Here is a 16,317-nt window from a genome sequence, read left to right as displayed (position 1 = left end):
CCGGTTGTTCCCGGCCATAGTGGGGCGTCATGAGCACCGAGAGCACCGACGTGCGTACCCAGGGGGACGAGCCTCCGGACCTGCCCCTCGTGGCCGTCGGCGGGGCGGCCGTCCTCGCGGTGGTGGCCTGGGCGGCCCTGGGCAGGCATTCGTTCGACCGCGTGTCGACGGCGGCCCTGAGCTGGGTGCTGTCCAACTTCGCCTGGTTGTTCGTGATCGCGGCCGATGTGTTCCTCGTGCTGTGCGCGGTCATCGCCGTCAGCCGGTTCGGGCGGATCCGGCTGGGGGCGGACGACGCGCAGCCGGAGTTCGGCAATCTCGCCTGGATCGCGATGATGTTCAGCGCCGGCATGGGCATCGGGTTGATGTTCTACGGGGTGGGCGAGCCGCTGCAGCACTTCGTCGTCCCGCCGCCGGGCAGCGGCGTGTCGGCGGGCTCGCCGGCCGCTGCCCGCACGGCGCTCGAGTACTCGTTCTTCCACTGGACGCTGCACCCCTGGGCGATCTACGGCATGGCCGGCCTCGCCCTGGCCTACGCGGGCTTCCGCAAGGGCCGCGGCAACCGCCTCAGCTCGGCCTTCGTGCCGCTGATCGGCGCCGAGCGGGCGGCGGGCTGGCCGGGCAGGGCCATCGACCTGCTGGCCGTCTTCGCGACGGTCTTCGGCACCGCGACGAGCCTGGGCCTGGGTGCCCTGCAGGTGTCCAAGGGGCTGAACATCACGACCGGCGTGCAGGACTCCACCTCGCTGGAGCTGATCATCATCGCGTCGCTGTCGGCGGCCTTCGTGCTCTCCGCCTTCTCCGGGCTGCACAAGGGCGTCAAATGGCTGAGCACCCTCAACATCGCCCTCGCTGGGTGCCTGATGCTCTTCGTCTTCCTCCTGGGCCCCACCGTCTTCGTGCTCAACACCATCCCGGCGGCCACCGGCGGCTACCTCCACGACCTGCTCACCCTCGCCACCCGCACCGGCGCGTTCACCGACTCCCAGTGGCTGGGCGCGTGGACGATCTTCTACTGGGCGTGGTGGCTGTCCTGGGCCCCGTTCGTCGGCACGTTCATCGCCCGCATCTCCCACGGCCGGACGATCCGCGAGTTCCTGATCGGCGTCCTGCTGGTGCCCAGCGGGGCGACGGTGGTGTGGTTCTGCGTGATGGGCGGCAGCGCGCTGCGGCTGGACATGACCGGTGCCGCCGACATGGCCGGGACCGTCAAGGAGGGCGCGGAGGCCTCGCTGTTCGCCCTGCTGGACACCCTGCCGCTGGCCACGCTCGCCTCGTGGATCGCGATGGCGCTGGTGATGACGTACTTCATCACCAGCGCGGACTCCGCCTCGCTGGTGATGGGCTCCCTCTCCAGCCGGGGCGCCCTGCACCCGCGCACCTGGCTGGTGGTCGTGTGGGGCGTGCTGATGGCCGCGGTGGCGGCCGTCCTGCTGGTGGCGGGCGGGCTGAAGTCGCTGCAGTCGGCGACGATCCTGGTGGCGCTGCCGTTCGTGCTGGTGATGCTGGCCCTGTGCTGGTCACTGATCTCCGAGCTGCGGGAGGACCCCGGCGCGGGCCCTGCGCGGCACCACGCGCTGCACGGGCTGGGCGACGCGCTGCGCACCATGGTCGGCGAGGCGCTCACCGAGCGCGGCCCGGTCCGCCACCCCCGGCTGCGCCGGGTGGCGGAGAGCGCGCGCGAGCGCGGCGAGGAGGGGGACGAGAGCGGCGGGCCCGGCGGAGGACGTGCTTGACCTTGCCCCCCGGGGCAGGGTCTAGCCTCGCCGCAGGACGAGCGGGGGTGGGGAGGGTCATGCGGATCGGGGAAGTGGCGCGCCGGGCCGGGGTGACGACGAAGGCCGTGCGGTACTACGAGTCGCTGGGCCTGATCGCGCCGGACCGGCTGGCCAACGGCTACCGCGACTACGACGAGCACGACGTGCGGCTCATCGGCGAGATCAGGGCGCTGAACCGGCTGGGCATCCCGGTGGAACGGACCCGGCCGTTCCTGGACTGCCTGACGGCGGGCCGGGCGCACGCCGACGACTGCCCAGCCTCGCTGGCCGGCTACCGCGAGGCCATCGACGATCTGTCGCGCCGCATAGCCGAACTCACCGCCCGCCGTGCCGCGCTGACCGCGCAGCTGCGCGACGCCGCCTACCGCAACAGCACCGCCTGCCAGGGGGAAACGATGAGCGACCTGTCCGTACTGCCCGCCGGCCTGCCCGTCCCCGAGGACGACGGCGCCGCCCGCCATCTGCCCGGCTTGCGGCTTCCCGCCCTCGAGCTGCCGGACACCTCGGGCGGTGCGCTGCGCCTCGGCGAGCCGGTCGAGGGGCGCACCGTGCTCTACGTGTATCCGCTCACCGGCCGGCCGGACGCCGACCTGCCGCAGGGCTGGGAGGCCATCCCGGGGGCGCGTGGCTGCACCGCCGAGGCGTGCGACTTCCGCGATCACCACCAGGAGCTGGCCGAGGCGGGGGCGGCGCGGGTGTTCGGGCTGTCCAGCCAGGACACGGACTACCAGCGGGAGGTCGTCGAGCGGCTGCGCCTGCCGTTCGCGATGCTCTCGGACCCGGCGCTGGAGCTGGCCGGGGCACTGGGCCTGCCGACGTTCGAGGCCGGCGGGAGGACGCTGTTCAGGCGGCTGACGCTGATCGTCCGCGGCGGCGTGATCGAGCACGTCTTCCACCCGGTCTTCCCGCCGGACCGGCACGCCCGGCAGGTCCTCGACTGGCTGCGGGCGAACCCCGTCCGACCGATCCGGAAATCCCGGTGACCGTGCGGCGGGCCGCGCGTACGCTCGCGGCATGACGGACAGCACTTCCGCCCGGCCGCTGGTGGCCGTCCTCAGCGGTGCCGGGATCTCCACGGACTCCGGCATCCCCGACTACCGCGGCCCCAACGGGGTGTGGCGGCGCGACCCGGAGGCGGAGAAGCTCGTCACCTACGCGTACTACATGTCCGACCCCGACATCCGGCGCCGCTCCTGGCTGATGCGGCGCGACGCGCCGACCCTGCGGGCCCGGCCGAACGCCGCGCACGAGGCCGTGGTGCGGCTGGAGCGGTCCGGCACGCCCGTGCGCGTGATCACGCAGAACGTCGACGGGCTGCACCAGCTGGCCGGGATGCCGGAGCGCAAGGTCCTCGAGCTGCACGGCACCGCGCGCAGGGTCGTCTGCACGCGCTGCAAGGCGCGCTCGGACATGGACCGGGCGCTGGAGCGTGTGGCGGCGGGCGATCCGGATCCCGCGTGCGAGGCGTGCGGCGGGATCCTGAAGTCGGCGACGGTGATGTTCGGCGAGGGCCTGGACCCGGTGGTGCTGGGCGAGGCGCTGGCCGTGACCAAGGCGTGCCAGGTCTTCATCGCGGTCGGTACGAGCCTGACGGTGCACCCGGCGGCCTCGCTGGTGGGCCTCGCCGCCGACCACGGCGCCCGGCTGATCATCGTCAACGCCGAGCCCACGCCGTACGACGACCGCGCCGACGAGATCGTCCGCGAGCCGATCGGCACCGCCCTGCCGGCCCTGCTGGAGCGGCTGGCGGGGACGTCGGCCCCGTAGTGCCTGCTCAGGCGCTCAGAACAGGCGGTCGGTGCTGTCGCTCTCGAAGGCCAGCAGCTGCCGCTTGCGCTCCAGGCCGCCGCCGTAGCCGGTGAGGCTGCCGTTGGCGCCGATGACGCGGTGGCAGGGGACGATGATGCCGATGGGGTTCTTGCCGTTCGCCAGGCCCACCGCGCGGGAGGCGCCGGGGGCGCCGATGCGCTCGGCCAGCTCGCCGTAGGTGACCGTCTCGCCGTACGGGATCTCCCGCAGGCCCTCCCAGACGCGGCGCTGGAACGGCGTGCCCTCCAGGCGCAGCGGCAGGTCGAAGCCGGTGGACTCGCCCGCGAACCAGGCAGCCAGCTGACGGGCGGCCTCGGGGAACGGCCCGTCGTCGGCGCGCTCGCCGAAGCTCTCCTCGGGCGGCCGGTGGCGCTGGCCGGTCATGTAGAGGCCGCACAGGACGCCGTCGGTCGCGACGAGGGTCAGGGGTCCATAGGGGCTGTCGATGACGGTGTGGACGCGGGGTGAATCGGTGCGCATGGTTCAAGGATGACGCTTCGAGGCCGGGGTGACTGGCAGTTTTCGGACATGGTGATTTCCCTCCGGCAGCCGTCACCCCGGGCGGGCCGTCACATGCCGCGCAGCCGCCGCCACACCGCCTTGGCGGCGTGGTGCCCCGACATCCCGTGCACCCCGGGCCCCGGCGGGGTGGCCGACGAGCAGAGGAAGACGGCGGGGTGCGCCGTGGCGTAGGGGACGCGGGCCAGCCGGGGGCGGATGAGCAGGCGCAGGCCCGCCACCGAGCCGGTGGCGATGTCGCCCCCGATGTAGTTGGCGTTGCGCGCGGCGAGCTCCGGCGGGCCGGCCGTGGCGCGGGCGAGCACGAGGTCGCGGAAGCCGGGTGCGAAGCGCTCGATCTGGCGCTCGATCACCTCGGTGGCGTCGCCCTCCCAGGCGCTCGGCACATGCCCGTACACCCAGAACGTGTGCTTGCCCTCCGGGGCGCGGGTGGGGTCGACGATGCTGGGCTGGGCGGTGATGAGGAACGGCACGCTCGGGTCGTGGCCGGCGGTGGCCGCGTCCAGGGCGGCGCCGATCTCCTCGTAGGTGGGGCCGATGTGGACGGTGCCGGCCCGGCGGGCGGCCTCGGCGGTCCAGGGCACGGGGCCGGACAGCGCGTAGTCGATCTTGAAGACGCTGGGGCCGTAGCGGAAGTGCCGGTAGGCGTTGCCGAGTCCGGCGATGCGGGCCAGGGCGGTCGGCGAGGTGTCGAAGACGAACGCGCGGGCGGGCGGCAGGTCGTCGAGGTGCTTGACCTCGAAGCCGGTGTGGAGGGTGCCGCCCAGCTCGCGCAGGTACGAGCCGAGGGCGTCGGCGATGGACTGCGAGCCGCCGCGCGGCACGGGCCAGCCGCACTCGTGGGCGGCCAGGGCGAACATCAGGGCCATGCCGCCGATGCCGAAGCCGCTGAGCGGCGCGATGCCGTGGGCGGCGAGCCCCGCGAACAGGCCCCGGGCCTTGGCGTCACGGAAGCGGGTGCGCGTCAGCAGGGCCGCCGACTGGGCGGCGACCAGGCCGAAGCGCGCGTAGGTGAGGGGGTCGGCGGGCAGCCCGTCCCACTGGGTGCGCAGGAAGTCGGCGGCGAGGGTGTCCCACTTGCCGTGGAAGGGCGCCACCAGCCGCCGGTAGGCGCCCGCGTCACGGGGGCCGAGCGAGGACGCCGTCTCCCCGACGCGGCGGGAGAGGACGGCGGCCGTGCCGTCGTCGAAGGGGTGCGCCATCGGCAGGTCGGGGTGCAGCCACTCCAGGCCGTGCCGGCCGAGCGGCATGGCGCTCAGCGCGGGCGAGCGCACCGCGAGGGGGTGCACGGCGGAGCAGGGGTCGTGGCGGAAGCCGGGGAGGGTCAGCTCCTCGGTGCGGGCGCCCCCGCCGATGGCGTCGGCGGCCTCGTACACCTCGACGGACAGGCCCCGGCGGGCGAGTTCGACGGCGGCGGTCAGCCCGTTGGGCCCCGCTCCCACGACAACCACGTCGAGCATGCCGGCCACCGGACGGACTCCCCTCGTCGCCTCATGAACCGTCAGGCCGTCAGGGGCGCCCGCGGATCAGCCGGCGGATGCCAGCAGGTCCAGGATATGCCGCAAGGTCGTCTCGTCCCGCGCCGCGCTGAACGGCAGGGCGTTGCCTCCGGCGATCCGGAACGGCTCGCCGGCCACCGTCCCGCTCGCCCCGCCCGCCTCGGCGACCAGCAGCAGGCCCGCCGCATGGTCCCAGGGGTTCTCCCAGGAGAAGGCGAGCCCGTCGAGGAGGCCCTGGGCCACCCGCAGGTACTCCAGGCCCGCCGAGCCGCACGGGCGCGGCGTCACGCCGTCGGTCAGCAGCGCCGCCAGGACGCGCTTCTCCTCGTCGGTGGTGAAGTCGTAGTGGGATATCGCCACGTCCAGGTCGCGGCCGGGCTCGGGCGAACCGGAGCGCAGCGGCACGCCGTTGAGCGTCGCCCCGGCGCCGCGGCGGGCGACGGCCATCTGCTCGAGGGCGGGCGCGTACGTCCAGGAGGCGAGGAGCTCGCCGCGGTGCGCGAGGCAGACGAGGGTGGCGAAGCCGGGGTCGCCCGCCACGAACTGGCGGGTGCCGTCGACGGGGTCGACGATCCACACCGGGGCCTCGTCGGTCAGGGCGCCCAGCAGGGCCGGGTCGGCGTGCACGGCCTCCTCGCCGACCACGACCGAGCCGGGCAGCAGGGCGGTGAGCGAGGCCGTCAGGTGCTCCTCGGCGCGGCGGTCGGCGACGGTCACCAGGTCGTGGGGGCCGTTCTTCTCGACGATCTCGTCGGCGGCGAGCTGCCGGAAGCGCGGCAGGATCTCCGCCGCGGCGGCCTTGCGGACGGCCTCCTCGACCTCGTTCAGATCGCCCGCGAGGAATGTGTCGAGCGTGTGCACCGTGTGAGCCATATGGACATCGAACCACGTCGCACCGACATTCGGTGGTGTGGCGATGGCCTCACGGCGACGCACAGGTGAACGCCCGTGGGGGGCGTCTCAGCGCCCGGCGGCGTACCCCTGCATGCCGCGCGGGTTGGCCGCCGCGGAGAGCAGCCCGGTCTCCGGGTCGCGGGCCACCGCGCACAGCCGGCCCTCCGTCCACGGGCCGCCGACGGTCACGTCGTGCCCGCGCCGCCGCAGCTCGCCGATCGTCCGCTCCCCGATCCGGGACTCGACGGTCACGCTGCCGGGGCGCGCGGTGCGGGGATGGAAGGAAGCGGGGAAGCCTTCCTGGTGCCAGTTGGGGGCGTCGATCGCGCCCTGCAGGTCGAGGCCGCCGCGCACGGGCGGGCGCAGGGCGACGGCGAGGAAGAAGTGCAGCTGCCACTGGTCCTGCTGGTCGCCGCCGGGCGTGCCGAAGGCCATGACGGGCTCGCCGCCGCGCAGGGCGAGGGAGGGGGACAGGGTGGCGCGCGGACGGCGGCCGGGGGTGAGGGAGTTGGGCAGGCCGGGCTCGAGCCAGGTCATCTGCAGGCGGGTGCCGAGGGGGAAGCCGAGCTCGGGGACGACGGGGTTGGACTGCAGCCAGCCGCCGCTGGGCATCGCGGAGATCATGTTTCCCCAGCGGTCGACGACGTCGATGTGGCAGGTGTCGCCGGCCGTGGCGCCGTTCGCGGCGACGGTCGGCTCGCCGGTCGCCGCGACCACCCAGGTCTCGCCGGGCCCCTCGCGGCGCCCGTCGCCCCGCTTGGCGTCGCGGTGGCGGGCCAGGCGCGGGGTGCGGCCGTCCGGGCTGCCGGGGCGCAGCTCGTAGGAGGCGTCGTCGCCGACGAGGGCGCGCCGGGCCGCGTTGTAGTCGTCGGACAGCAGGGTGCGCACGGGGACGTCGCCGGTGGCGTCCCCGTACCAGGCCTCGCGGTCGGCCATGGCGAGCTTGCTGTTCTCGATCAGGAGGTGGACGTGGTCGGGCGTCCCGTACTCGGGCGGCTCGGCCGGCAGGAGGGCGAGCTGCTGCGCGAGGACCGGGCCCTGGGACCAGGGGCCCGGCTTGCAGACGGTCCAGCCGTTCCAGTCGTAGGTGACGGGGTCCTCGTAGCCGGCGCGGTAGCGGGCGAGGTCGTCGCCGGTGAGGGTGCCGGCGTGGTGTTCCCCGGAGGTGTCCAGGGTGGGGCGGGCGGCGGCGCGTACCAGGGCTTCGGCGATGAAGCCCTCGCGCCAGATCCGGCGGGCGGCCTCGATCCGCGTCTCGCGGCCCGGCCCCGCCGCCGCGGCCTCGGCCAGCAGCCGGCGCCAGGTGGCGGCGAGCACGGGGTTGCGCATCAGGCGTCCGGGCGCGGGCGGGCGGCCACCGGGCAGGTAGAGCGCGGCGGAGGCCGCCCATTCCGGCTCCTTCTCGAACAGCGCGCGCACCGCCCGCACCGTCTCGCCGACGCCCTCGACGGGGGCGTGCCCGTGCTCGGCGTAGCCGATGGCGTAGGAGAGGACGTCGGCGAGCGTGCGGGTGCCGTGGTCGCGCAGGAGCAGCATCCAGGCGTCGAACGCGCCGGGCACGGCGGCGGCCAGCGGGCCCGTGCCGGGGACGAGGTCGAGGCCGAGCGAGGTGTAGTGCCCGGTGCTCGCCCCGGCGGGCGCCGGTCCCTGGCCGCACAGCACCCGCACCGGGCCGCCGGCCGGGGCGATCAGGGCGGGCACCTCGCCCGCGGGCCCGTTCATGTGCGGCTCGGCCACGTGCAGCACGAAGGCGGCGGCCACGGCGGCGTCGTAGGCGTTGCCCCCGCCCTCCAGCACGGCCATCGCCGACTGCGAGGCCAGCCAGTGGGTGGAGGAGACCATGCCGAAGGTGCCCTGGAGGGTGGGACGCGTGGTGAACATGACGCCCAGGAAGGCAGATCCCCGGGCCGTCGCACAAGGGCACATGAGTGCGGGAGAGCAGAGTTACGGTGGGATGCGCCGTCGGCCGGGTGCGCCGACGGGAGGAGAACACGCTGGAGGATGCGCCGTGCACGGTGAATACAAGGTGCCGGGCGGCAAGCTCGTCGTCGTCGACCTGGAGGTCGCGGACGGGGTGCTGCGCGATGTGCGGGTGGCCGGGGACTTCTTCCTCGAACCCGACGAGGCGCTCCTCGACATCGACCGGGCGCTCGAGGGCGCCCCCGCCGACACCCCCGCCCCGCAGCTGGCCGCCCGCGTCGAGGCGGCGCTGCCCGAGGGCACGGTGATGTTCGGCTTCACCTCCGAGGCCGTGGGCGTGGCGGTGCGCCGGGCGCTGGCGAACGCCACCGACTGGACCGACTACGACTGGGAGCTGATCCACGACGGGCCCCAGTCCCCCGCCCTGCACATGGCCCTGGACGAGGTCCTGACGGCCGAGGTCGCGGCGGGGCGGCGGCCGCCGACGCTGCGGGTGTGGGAGTGGGGTGCGCCCGCGGTGGTCATCGGCAGCTTCCAGTCGCTGCGCAACGAGGTGGACCCCGAGGGCGCCGAGCGGCACGGCATGACGGTGGTGCGCCGGATCAGCGGCGGCGGTGCGATGTACATCGAGCCGGGCAACACCATCACCTACTCGCTGTCCGTGCCCGACGCCCTGGTGCAGGGGCTGTCGTTCGCCGACAGCTACGCCTACCTGGACGACTGGGTGCTCGGCGCGCTGGAGGGCATGGGTGTCAAGGCCTGGTACCAGCCGCTGAACGACATCGCCACCGAGCACGGCAAGATCGCGGGTGCGGCGCAGAAGCGGCTGGTGGGCACGGACGGCGCGGTGCTGCACCACGTGACCATGGCCTACGACATCGACGCGGACAAGATGCTCGAGGTGCTGCGCATCGGCAAGGAGAAGCTGTCCGACAAGGGCACGAAGAGCGCCAAGAAGCGGGTGGATCCGCTGCGGCGGCAGACGGGCCTGCCGCGGTCGGCGGTCATCGAGAAGATGATCGAGTCGTTCCGGGGGCGCTACGGGCTGAAGCGGGGCGCGGTGACGCCGGAGGAGATGGCACGGGCCGAGGAGCTGGCGGCGACGAAGTTCTCGTCGCGGGAGTGGACGGCGCGCGTTCCGTAGGCCGTGTCCGCGGGTGCCGGAGCCGGACGGGCCCGTCGGCCCGTCCGGTGCTCCCTCAGCCGCCCAGGGCCGGGATGATGTGCTCGCCGTAGGCGTCGATCGTCGCCTCCTTCGCGTCGTGCATGGCGTAGAGCGCGAACTGGTCGACGCCCAGCTCCCGCAGGTGCTCCAGCCGCTCGAGGTGCGCGGCCGCCGGGCCCAGCAGGCAGAAGCGGTCGACGATCGCGTCGGGGACGAAGCCGGTGGAGGGGTTGTCCGCCCGGCCGTGGTGGCTGTAGTCGTAGCCCTCGCGCTGCTTGATGTAGTCGGTCAGGGCCTCGGGGACCACGCCGGAGTGCTCGCCGTAGCGGGTGACCAGGTCGGCGACGTGGTTGCCGACCATGCCGCCGAACCAGCGGCACTGTTCGCGGGCGTGGTCCAGGTCGTCGCCGACGTAGGCGGGCGCGGCCACGCAGATGGTGACGGACGCCGGGTCGCGGCCCGCGTCGGCGGCGGCGGTGCGGACGGCCTTGACCATCCACTCCGTCAGGTAGGGGTCGGCGAGCTGGAGGATGAAGCCGTCGGCCTCGCGGCCGGCGAGCGCCAGGGCCTTGGGACCGTAGGCGGCCATCCAGACGGGCAGCCTGCCCTCGCGCACCCAGGGCAGCCGGAGCACGGTGCCGTCCATGTCCGTCTCGCGGCCCTCGGCCAGGTCGCGGATGACCCGCATCGCCTCGCTGAGGGTGGCGAGGGTGTTGGGCTTGCGCCCGGCCACCCGCATCGCCGAGTCGCCGCGTCCGATGCCGCACACGGTGCGGTTGCCGAACATGTCGTTGAGGGTGGCGAAGGTGGAGGCGGTGACCTCCGGGCTGCGGGTGGTCGGATTGGTGACCATCGGGCCGACGACGAGGCGTTCGGTGTGTTCCAGGATGCGGCTGTGGATGACGAAGGGCTCCTGCCACAGCACGACGGAGTCGAAGGTCCAGCCGTAGCGGAAGCCGGCGCGCTCGGCGCGGCGCATCAGCTCGACGACGGCCGAGGCGGGCGGGTCGGTCTGGAGGACGAGGCCGAAATCCACGGTGCGGGGTGCTCCTTACACGAGTCGCACGGGGTGCACAGGTTGCACAGGTGCTCGAGTTACGTGAGGTACTGGCAGGTGGCGCGCGGGACGTACCTGCCGTGTCCGGCCCGTCCGGTGAACGTCCCCCGGTCGATGACCGTCTCGCCGCGCGAGAGGACGGTCTCGACCCGGCCGGTGACGCGCTTGCCCTCGTAGGCGGAGTAGTCGACGTTCATGTGGTGGGTCGCGGCGGAGAGCGTCTGCTGGGCGTGCGGGTCGTAGACGACGATGTCGGCGTCGCCGCCGGGGGTGATGGTGCCCTTGTGCGGGGCGAGGCCGAACATCCGGGCGGGGGCGGCGCAGGCGATCTCGATCCAGCGGCGGCGGGAGATGTGGCCGTCCACGACGGCCTGATGGAGCAGGTCCATCCGGTTCTCCACGCCCGGCAGGCCGTTGGGAATCTTCGAGAAGTCGCCCCGGCCCAGCTCCTTCTGGCCGGAGAAGCAGAACGGGCAGTGGTCGGTGGAGACCACCTGCAGGTCGTCGGTGCGCAGCCCGCGCCACAGCGCGGCCTGGTGCTCGCGCGGGCGCAACGGCGTGGAGCACACGTACTTGGCGCCCTCGAAGCCCGGCTCGGCGAGGTTGTCGGTGGACAGGAACAGATACTGCGGGCAGGTCTCGCCGAAGACCGGAAGGCCCAGGTCACGGGCTTGGGCCAGCTCGGCGACGGCCTCCTGGGCGGAGACGTGCACGACGTAGAGCGGGCTGCCCGCGACGCGGGCGAGCTGGACGGCCCGGTGGGTGGCCTCGGCCTCCAGCAGCGCCTTGCGGACCTCGCCGTGGTAGCGGGGGTCGGTCCTCCCGGCGGCGAGGGCCTGTTCGACGAGCACGTCGATGGCGATGCCGTTCTCCGCGTGCATCATGATCAACCCGCCGTTTCCGGCGGCCCGCTGCATCGCCCGCAGGATCTGCCCGTCGTCGCTGTAGAGCACGCCCGGGTAGGCCATGAACAGCTTGAACGAGGTGACGCCCTCCGCCACCAGGAGGTCCATCTCCTTGAGCGAGCCCTCGTTCACATCGGAGAGGATCATGTGGAAGGCGTAGTCGACGGCGCACTGCCCGTCGGCCTTGGCGTGCCAGGCGTCCAGCCCCTCGCGCAGGGCGCCGCCTCGCGACTGGACCGCGAAGTCGACGACGGTGGTGGTGCCTCCCCACGCGGCGGCGCGGGTGCCCGTTGCGAAGGTGTCGGAGGACGACGTGCCGCCGAAGGGGAAGTCGAAGTGCGTATGGGCGTCGACGCCGCCCGGGACGACGTACTTGCCCGTGGCGTCGATGGTGCGGTCGGCCGTCCAGGAGCGGGCCCAGGAACTGCCGGACGCGGCGAGCGCCGCCACCTTGCCGTCCTCGACGAGGACGTCGGCCATGACCTCCTCGGCCGCGGTGACGACCAGGCCGCCGCTGATGATCGTGGTGCTCATGGCCGCTCCTTCTCGCCGATGGCGTGCTGGGCGCGCCGCAGGGCCTCCTCGAGGGCGGCCGCGCCCTCCTCCGCCTCCGCGATGGTGAGCGTCATGGGCGGGGCGATGCGCAGGACGTTGCCCTCGCGGCCGCCCTTGCCGACCAGCAGGCCGCGTTCCCTGGCGTGTTCGAGGGCGAGGCCGGCCGCGCGCGCCGAGGGCGAGCCGTCGGGCTCGACGAGCTCGACGCCGATCATCAGGCCGCGCCCGCGCACCTCGCGGACGACCGGCAGTCCGGCGGCGATGGCGCGCAGCCGCTCGATGAGCAGGCCGCCCACGCGCCGGGCGTTGCCCTGCAGGTCGTGCTCCAGCAGGTAGCCGAGGTTGGCGAGGCCGGCGGCCATGGTGACGGGGCTGCCGCCGAAGGTGGAGATGGAGTTGGCGCCGAGACAGTTCATGATCTCGGCGCGGGCGACGACGCCGCCGACGGACATGCCGTTGCCGATGCCCTTGGCGAAGGTCAGCAGGTCCGGCGGACCGCTGTCGGCGTGGGCCTGCCAGCCCCAGAAGTGGTCGCCGGTGCGGCCCCAGCCGGTCTGCACCTCGTCGCTGATCCATAGAATGCCGTGCCGGTCGAGGACGTCGCGGAAGGCCGCGTAGAGGCCGTCGGGCGGGGCGGTGAACCCGCCGACGCCCTGCACCGGTTCGGCGATGAGCGCGGCGACGTTGCCGTGCGCCTGGCCGAGGGTGTCCTCCAGGTCGGCGACGCACGCCTCGATGAACCGGTCGTCGGACAGGTGCGCGTAGGGGCCCCGGGTGCGGACGGCGCCGTGCACGTAGAGCGTCTGCAGCGGCGAGAGGCTGGTGGGCGACCAGGCGGAGTTGCCGGTGACGGCGACGGCGGAGAAGGAGCGGCCGTGGTAACTGTTGCGCATGGCCAGGATCTGGTTGGAGCGCCGGTGGGTCGTGGCCAGCAGCAGGGCCGCGTCGTTGGCCTCGGTGCCGGAGGTGGTGAAGAAGACCCGGGCGTCGGGGATGCCGGACAGGGCGGCGATGCGCTCGGCCAGCTCCACCATGTGCCGGTGGAGGTAGAGGGTCGAGGTGTGCAGGATGCGCCCGGCCTGCTCGGTGACGGCCTTGGTGACCTCGGGCAGGGCGTGGGCGGTCATCGTGGTGAGGACGCCGCCGAAGAAGTCGAGGTAGCGCCGGCCCTCGGCGTCCCACACGTACCGGCCCTCGCCGTGCGTGAGCTCGAGCGGCTCGTCGTAGTAGAGGGTGAGCCACTCGGGCATGACGGCGCGGTGGCGGGCGCGCAGGGAGGGCTGCAGGGGGCTCATGGCCGCACCAGCCCGTCGTAGGCGTCGGGCCTGCGGTCCCGGTAGAACGCCCACTGCTGCCGGACCTCCTCGATCAGGCCGAAGTCCAGGTCACGGACGAGCAGTTCCTCCTTGGTGTCGCTGGCGACGTCACCGACGAACCTGCCGCGCGGGTCGACGAAGTACGAGGTGCCGTAGAAGTCGTTGTCGCCGTACTCCTCCCGGCCGACCCGGTTGATGGCGGCCACGAAGTACTCGTTGGCGACGGCCGCGGCGGGCTGCTCCAGCTGCCACAGGTGGGAGGAGAGGCTGCGCGAGGTGGCGGAGGGGTTGTAGACGAGCTGGGCGCCCTCGAGGCCGAGCGAGCGCCAGCCCTCGGGGAAGTGGCGGTCGTAGCAGATGTAGACCCCGACCTTGCCGACGGCGGTGTCGAAGACGGGCCAGCCGAGGTTGCCGGGCCTGAAGTAGTACTTCTCCCAGAAGCCTCTGACCTGCGGGATGTGGTGCTTGCGGTACTTGCCCAGGTAGCTGCCGTCCGCGTCGATGACGGCAGCGGTGTTGTAGTAGAAGCCGGACGCCTCCACCTCGAAGACCGGTACGACGATCACCATGCCGGTCTCGCGGGCCAGCTCGCGCATCCGGCGCACGGTCGGGCCGTCGGGGACCGGCTCGGCCCAGCGGAAGTGCTCGTTCTCCTGCACCTGGCAGAAGTAGGGGGCGTTGAAGACCTCCTGGAAGCCGATCACCTCGGCCCCCTGCGCGGCGGCCGCGCGGGCGTGCTCCTCATGCTTGGCGATCATCGACTCGGTGTCACCCGTCCAGGTCGCCTGGACCAGTGCGGCGCGCACAACGTTGGCCATGAGCTGCTCCTCTGCCGGGGCGTGAGCAAGGCGGCGGACCCGCGAAGATCCGCGTGTGCATGCGACCGTAGGTCCCGTCACTCCCCGTGGCAAGACCATCGCACGGCCTGTGGAAAACCGCCGCCGGGCCGACGCGACGGCGCCGGCCCGGACCCCACCCGCGCGAACGATCCGGCACACGGGCGATCAGCACACCGGCGATCCGGCGCACCCGCGCGTCAGCGCACCGGTGGCTTCCCCGCCGGCCGCACCACCATCGCCGAGCCGCCGCCGCGCCGTGACGTCTCGGCGGCGGCCACCCACCGGCCGTCCGGCAGCCGCTGGACGCCCGTGGCCGCGCCGATCTCCGGGTTCGCCTTGAAGACGTGCCCCTTGGCCTCGAGCCGCCCGCGCAGCGGGCTGTCCCACAGTCCCGGCTCCAGCTCCGTGGCCGCCGCGTTGCGCTGGCTGGCGCGCGGCGCGGCGATGGCCTCGACGAGCGGCATCCCGCGGTCCACGTGGTTCAGGAGCGTCTGCAGCACGGTGGTGATGATCGTCGAGCCGCCGGGTGAGCCGAGCGCGAAGGCGGGCCTGCCGTCCTTGAGGACGATCGTCGGCGACAGCGAGGAGCGCGGGCGCTTGCCCGGACCGGGCAGGTTGGGGTCGTGGACACCGGGGCTGACGGGCGTGAAGGAGAAGTCGGTCAGCTCGTTGTTGAGCAGGAACCCGCGGCCGGGCACGGTGATGCCGCTGCCGCCGGTCTGCTCGATGGTCAGGGTGTAGGCGACGACGTTGCCCCACTTGTCGGCGACCGTCAGGTGAGTGGTGTGCTCGCCCTCGTACGGGGTGGGCGCGGCCGCGCCGCGGTGGGCGCAGGGCTTCGGATGACGCGGGTCGCCGGGCGGCAGCGGGCTGGTCAGCACGGCGCCGTCCTTGATCAGGCAGGCGCGCGAGTCGGCGAAGCGCTGCGAGGTGAGCCCGTCGACGGGCACCTTCTCGAACGCCGGGTCGCCGACCCAGCGGTTGCGGTCCGCGAAGGCGATCCGGCTCGCCTCGATGTAGCGGTGGAGGTAGGTCGTGCGGTCCAGCCGCTTCAGGTCGGAGTTCTCCAGGATGTTGAGCGCCTCGCCGACCGTGGTCCCGCCGGAGGAGGACGGCGCGACCCCGTAGACGTCCAGACCGCGGTAGGCGACGCGGGTGGGCGCCTGCTTGCGCACGCCGTAGGCGCGCAGGTCCCGCTCCGTCAGGTCGCCGGGCCGGGCCACCCGGTGGGAGGCGGGGTCGACGGGGGGCTTGCGGACGGTGCGGACGATGTCGCGGCCCACCGCGCCCCGGTAGATCGCGTCGACGCCCTGCCGGGCCAGCAGCCCGTAGGTCCGGGCGAGGTCGGGGTTCTTCAGGGTCGAGCCCACGGCGGGGGGCTTGCCGCCGGGCAGGAAGAGCTTGGCGGTGGCGGGGAAGTCCTTGAAGCGCGCCTCGTTGTCGGCGGTCTGCTTGCGGAAGGTCGCGTCGACGGTGAAGCCGTCGCGGGCCAGCTTCTGCGCGGGCTTCAGCACGTCGCCCAGCGAGCGGCTGCCCCAGGCGCGCAGGGCGGTGTCCCAGGTGGCCGGGACGCCCGGGGTGCCGACGGACAGGCCGCTGGTGACCGCGTCGGCGAACGGGACGGGCCGGCCCTTCTCCAGGAACAGGTCCTTCGTGGCGCTCAGCGGGGCCCTCTCGCGCCCGTCGATCGTGGAGACGTTGCGCGTCTTCGCGTCGTAATACACCAGGTAGCCGCCACCGCCGATGCCCCCCGAGTAGGGCTCGGTGACGCCGAGGGCGGCGGCCGTGGCCACTGCGGCGTCCACGGCGTTGCCGCCCTTGCGCAGCACCTCGATGCCCGCGGCCGAGGCGTCGGCGTCGACGCTGGCCACCGCGCCGCCGTGACCGACGGCGACCGGAGCCTTGCCCGGCGCGCGGGCGGCCGCGGGCCCGGGGCCCGCGGCCGCGGCGGGCACCGTCAGCGTTCCGGCCACCAGCGCGGCCGTCGCGGCGAGGACGGGCAGGCTCCGGTGGATGGTCGGTCTCGCGAGCGCCATGGTGCCTCCATGTCGGACGAACGGG

At 73.6% G+C, this 16,317-nt stretch carries 13 protein-coding genes; 4 read left to right on the top strand and 9 right to left on the bottom strand.

The window, feature by feature from the left end:
- Positions 1-29: 29 nt before the first annotated feature.
- From ACIG36_RS10360 to ACIG36_RS10350, 3 genes are read left to right on the top strand one after another with little or no spacing between them, the layout of a single operon-like run.
- Positions 30-1,736 carry a BCCT family transporter gene (locus tag ACIG36_RS10360; RefSeq protein ID WP_399925089.1) on the top strand — a complete coding sequence of 569 codons (1,707 nt, stop codon included), beginning with the start codon at positions 30-32 and terminating at the stop codon, positions 1,734-1,736.
- A gap of 59 nt (positions 1,737-1,795) precedes the next feature.
- On the top strand, positions 1,796-2,761 hold the full coding sequence (locus ACIG36_RS10355; protein WP_399925087.1) for a MerR family transcriptional regulator: 966 nt from the start codon (positions 1,796-1,798) through the stop codon (positions 2,759-2,761).
- 31 nt (positions 2,762-2,792) lie between these two features.
- The gene (locus tag ACIG36_RS10350; protein ID WP_399925085.1) at positions 2,793-3,545 is read left to right on the top strand and encodes an SIR2 family NAD-dependent protein deacylase; all 753 of its coding nucleotides are present in this window, start codon (positions 2,793-2,795) and stop codon (positions 3,543-3,545) included.
- Positions 3,546-3,560: 15 nt separating this feature from the next.
- Here the strand turns inward: ACIG36_RS10350 and ACIG36_RS10345 are convergent, their stop codons facing one another.
- The 4 genes from ACIG36_RS10345 to ACIG36_RS10330 all read right to left on the bottom strand — a co-directional run bounded on the left by ACIG36_RS10345 (position 3,561) and on the right by ACIG36_RS10330 (position 8,380).
- The gene (locus ACIG36_RS10345) at positions 3,561-4,067 is read right to left on the bottom strand and encodes a methylated-DNA--[protein]-cysteine S-methyltransferase (RefSeq protein WP_399925083.1); all 507 of its coding nucleotides are present in this window, start codon (positions 4,065-4,067) and stop codon (positions 3,561-3,563) included.
- Positions 4,068-4,156: 89 nt separating this feature from the next.
- Positions 4,157-5,566 (bottom strand): phytoene desaturase family protein, encoded by a 1,410-nt coding sequence (locus ACIG36_RS10340; RefSeq protein WP_399925081.1) that lies wholly within the window; start codon positions 5,564-5,566, stop codon positions 4,157-4,159.
- Between the two features lie 66 nt (positions 5,567-5,632).
- The gene (locus ACIG36_RS10335) at positions 5,633-6,478 is read right to left on the bottom strand and encodes an inositol monophosphatase family protein (protein ID WP_399925079.1); all 846 of its coding nucleotides are present in this window, start codon (positions 6,476-6,478) and stop codon (positions 5,633-5,635) included.
- Positions 6,479-6,565: 87 nt separating this feature from the next.
- Complete coding sequence (locus tag ACIG36_RS10330) at positions 6,566-8,380, bottom strand: gamma-glutamyltransferase family protein (protein ID WP_399925077.1); 1,815 nt, start codon at positions 8,378-8,380, stop codon at positions 6,566-6,568.
- 127 nt (positions 8,381-8,507) lie between these two features.
- Here ACIG36_RS10330 and ACIG36_RS10325 point away from each other — a divergent pair, with 127 nt between their 5' ends.
- Positions 8,508-9,563: a biotin/lipoate A/B protein ligase family protein gene (locus ACIG36_RS10325; RefSeq protein WP_399925075.1), complete on the top strand. Its 1,056-nt coding sequence runs from the start codon at positions 8,508-8,510 to the stop codon at positions 9,561-9,563.
- A 55-nt stretch (positions 9,564-9,618) separates the two neighbouring features.
- On the opposite strand, the gene ACIG36_RS10320 is transcribed toward ACIG36_RS10325, so the two are convergent.
- The 5 genes from ACIG36_RS10320 to ggt form a co-directional block, all read right to left on the bottom strand.
- The gene (locus ACIG36_RS10320) at positions 9,619-10,620 is read right to left on the bottom strand and encodes a TIGR03842 family LLM class F420-dependent oxidoreductase (protein ID WP_399925073.1); all 1,002 of its coding nucleotides are present in this window, start codon (positions 10,618-10,620) and stop codon (positions 9,619-9,621) included.
- A 59-nt stretch (positions 10,621-10,679) separates the two neighbouring features.
- Positions 10,680-12,080: a dihydropyrimidinase gene (gene hydA, locus ACIG36_RS10315; RefSeq protein WP_399925071.1), complete on the bottom strand. Its 1,401-nt coding sequence runs from the start codon at positions 12,078-12,080 to the stop codon at positions 10,680-10,682.
- Entirely contained in the window at positions 12,077-13,396 is a 1,320-nt protein-coding gene (locus tag ACIG36_RS10310; RefSeq protein WP_399925068.1) for an aspartate aminotransferase family protein, read from the bottom strand. Before ACIG36_RS10310 ends, hydA begins: the two co-directional genes overlap by 4 nt.
- On the bottom strand, positions 13,393-14,235 hold the full coding sequence (locus ACIG36_RS10305; RefSeq protein WP_399925066.1) for a nitrilase-related carbon-nitrogen hydrolase: 843 nt from the start codon (positions 14,233-14,235) through the stop codon (positions 13,393-13,395). The genes ACIG36_RS10310 and ACIG36_RS10305 overlap by 4 nt, the downstream gene beginning before the upstream one ends.
- Positions 14,236-14,453: 218 nt before the next feature.
- Positions 14,454-16,292: a gamma-glutamyltransferase gene (ggt, locus tag ACIG36_RS10300; RefSeq protein ID WP_399925064.1), complete on the bottom strand. Its 1,839-nt coding sequence runs from the start codon at positions 16,290-16,292 to the stop codon at positions 14,454-14,456.
- Positions 16,293-16,317: the final 25 nt, after the last annotated feature.

Origin of the sequence: Streptomyces sp. NPDC053048 (genome assembly GCF_044547045.1) — a bacterium.
GTDB lineage: Bacteria > Actinomycetota > Actinomycetes > Streptomycetales > Streptomycetaceae > Streptomyces.
The sequence above is the reverse complement of the archived record's forward strand: the minus strand, read 5'-3'. Positions and strand labels throughout refer to the sequence as shown.

Coding starts and splice junctions, on each gene's coding strand:
- ACIG36_RS10360 (WP_399925089.1), top strand. CDS start 30: ATGAGCACCGAGAGCACCGACGTGCGTACCCAGGGGGACGAGCCTCCG.
- ACIG36_RS10330 (WP_399925077.1), bottom strand. CDS start 8,380: ATGTTCACCACGCGTCCCACCCTCCAGGGCACCTTCGGCATGGTCTCC.
- ggt (WP_399925064.1), bottom strand. CDS start 16,292: ATGGCGCTCGCGAGACCGACCATCCACCGGAGCCTGCCCGTCCTCGCC.
- ACIG36_RS10345 (WP_399925083.1), bottom strand. CDS start 4,067: ATGCGCACCGATTCACCCCGCGTCCACACCGTCATCGACAGCCCCTAT.
- ACIG36_RS10305 (WP_399925066.1), bottom strand. CDS start 14,235: ATGGCCAACGTTGTGCGCGCCGCACTGGTCCAGGCGACCTGGACGGGT.
- ACIG36_RS10355 (WP_399925087.1), top strand. CDS start 1,796: ATGCGGATCGGGGAAGTGGCGCGCCGGGCCGGGGTGACGACGAAGGCC.
- ACIG36_RS10340 (WP_399925081.1), bottom strand. CDS start 5,566: ATGCTCGACGTGGTTGTCGTGGGAGCGGGGCCCAACGGGCTGACCGCC.
- ACIG36_RS10310 (WP_399925068.1), bottom strand. CDS start 13,396: ATGAGCCCCCTGCAGCCCTCCCTGCGCGCCCGCCACCGCGCCGTCATG.
- ACIG36_RS10335 (WP_399925079.1), bottom strand. CDS start 6,478: ATGGCTCACACGGTGCACACGCTCGACACATTCCTCGCGGGCGATCTG.
- ACIG36_RS10350 (WP_399925085.1), top strand. CDS start 2,793: ATGACGGACAGCACTTCCGCCCGGCCGCTGGTGGCCGTCCTCAGCGGT.
- hydA (WP_399925071.1), bottom strand. CDS start 12,080: ATGAGCACCACGATCATCAGCGGCGGCCTGGTCGTCACCGCGGCCGAG.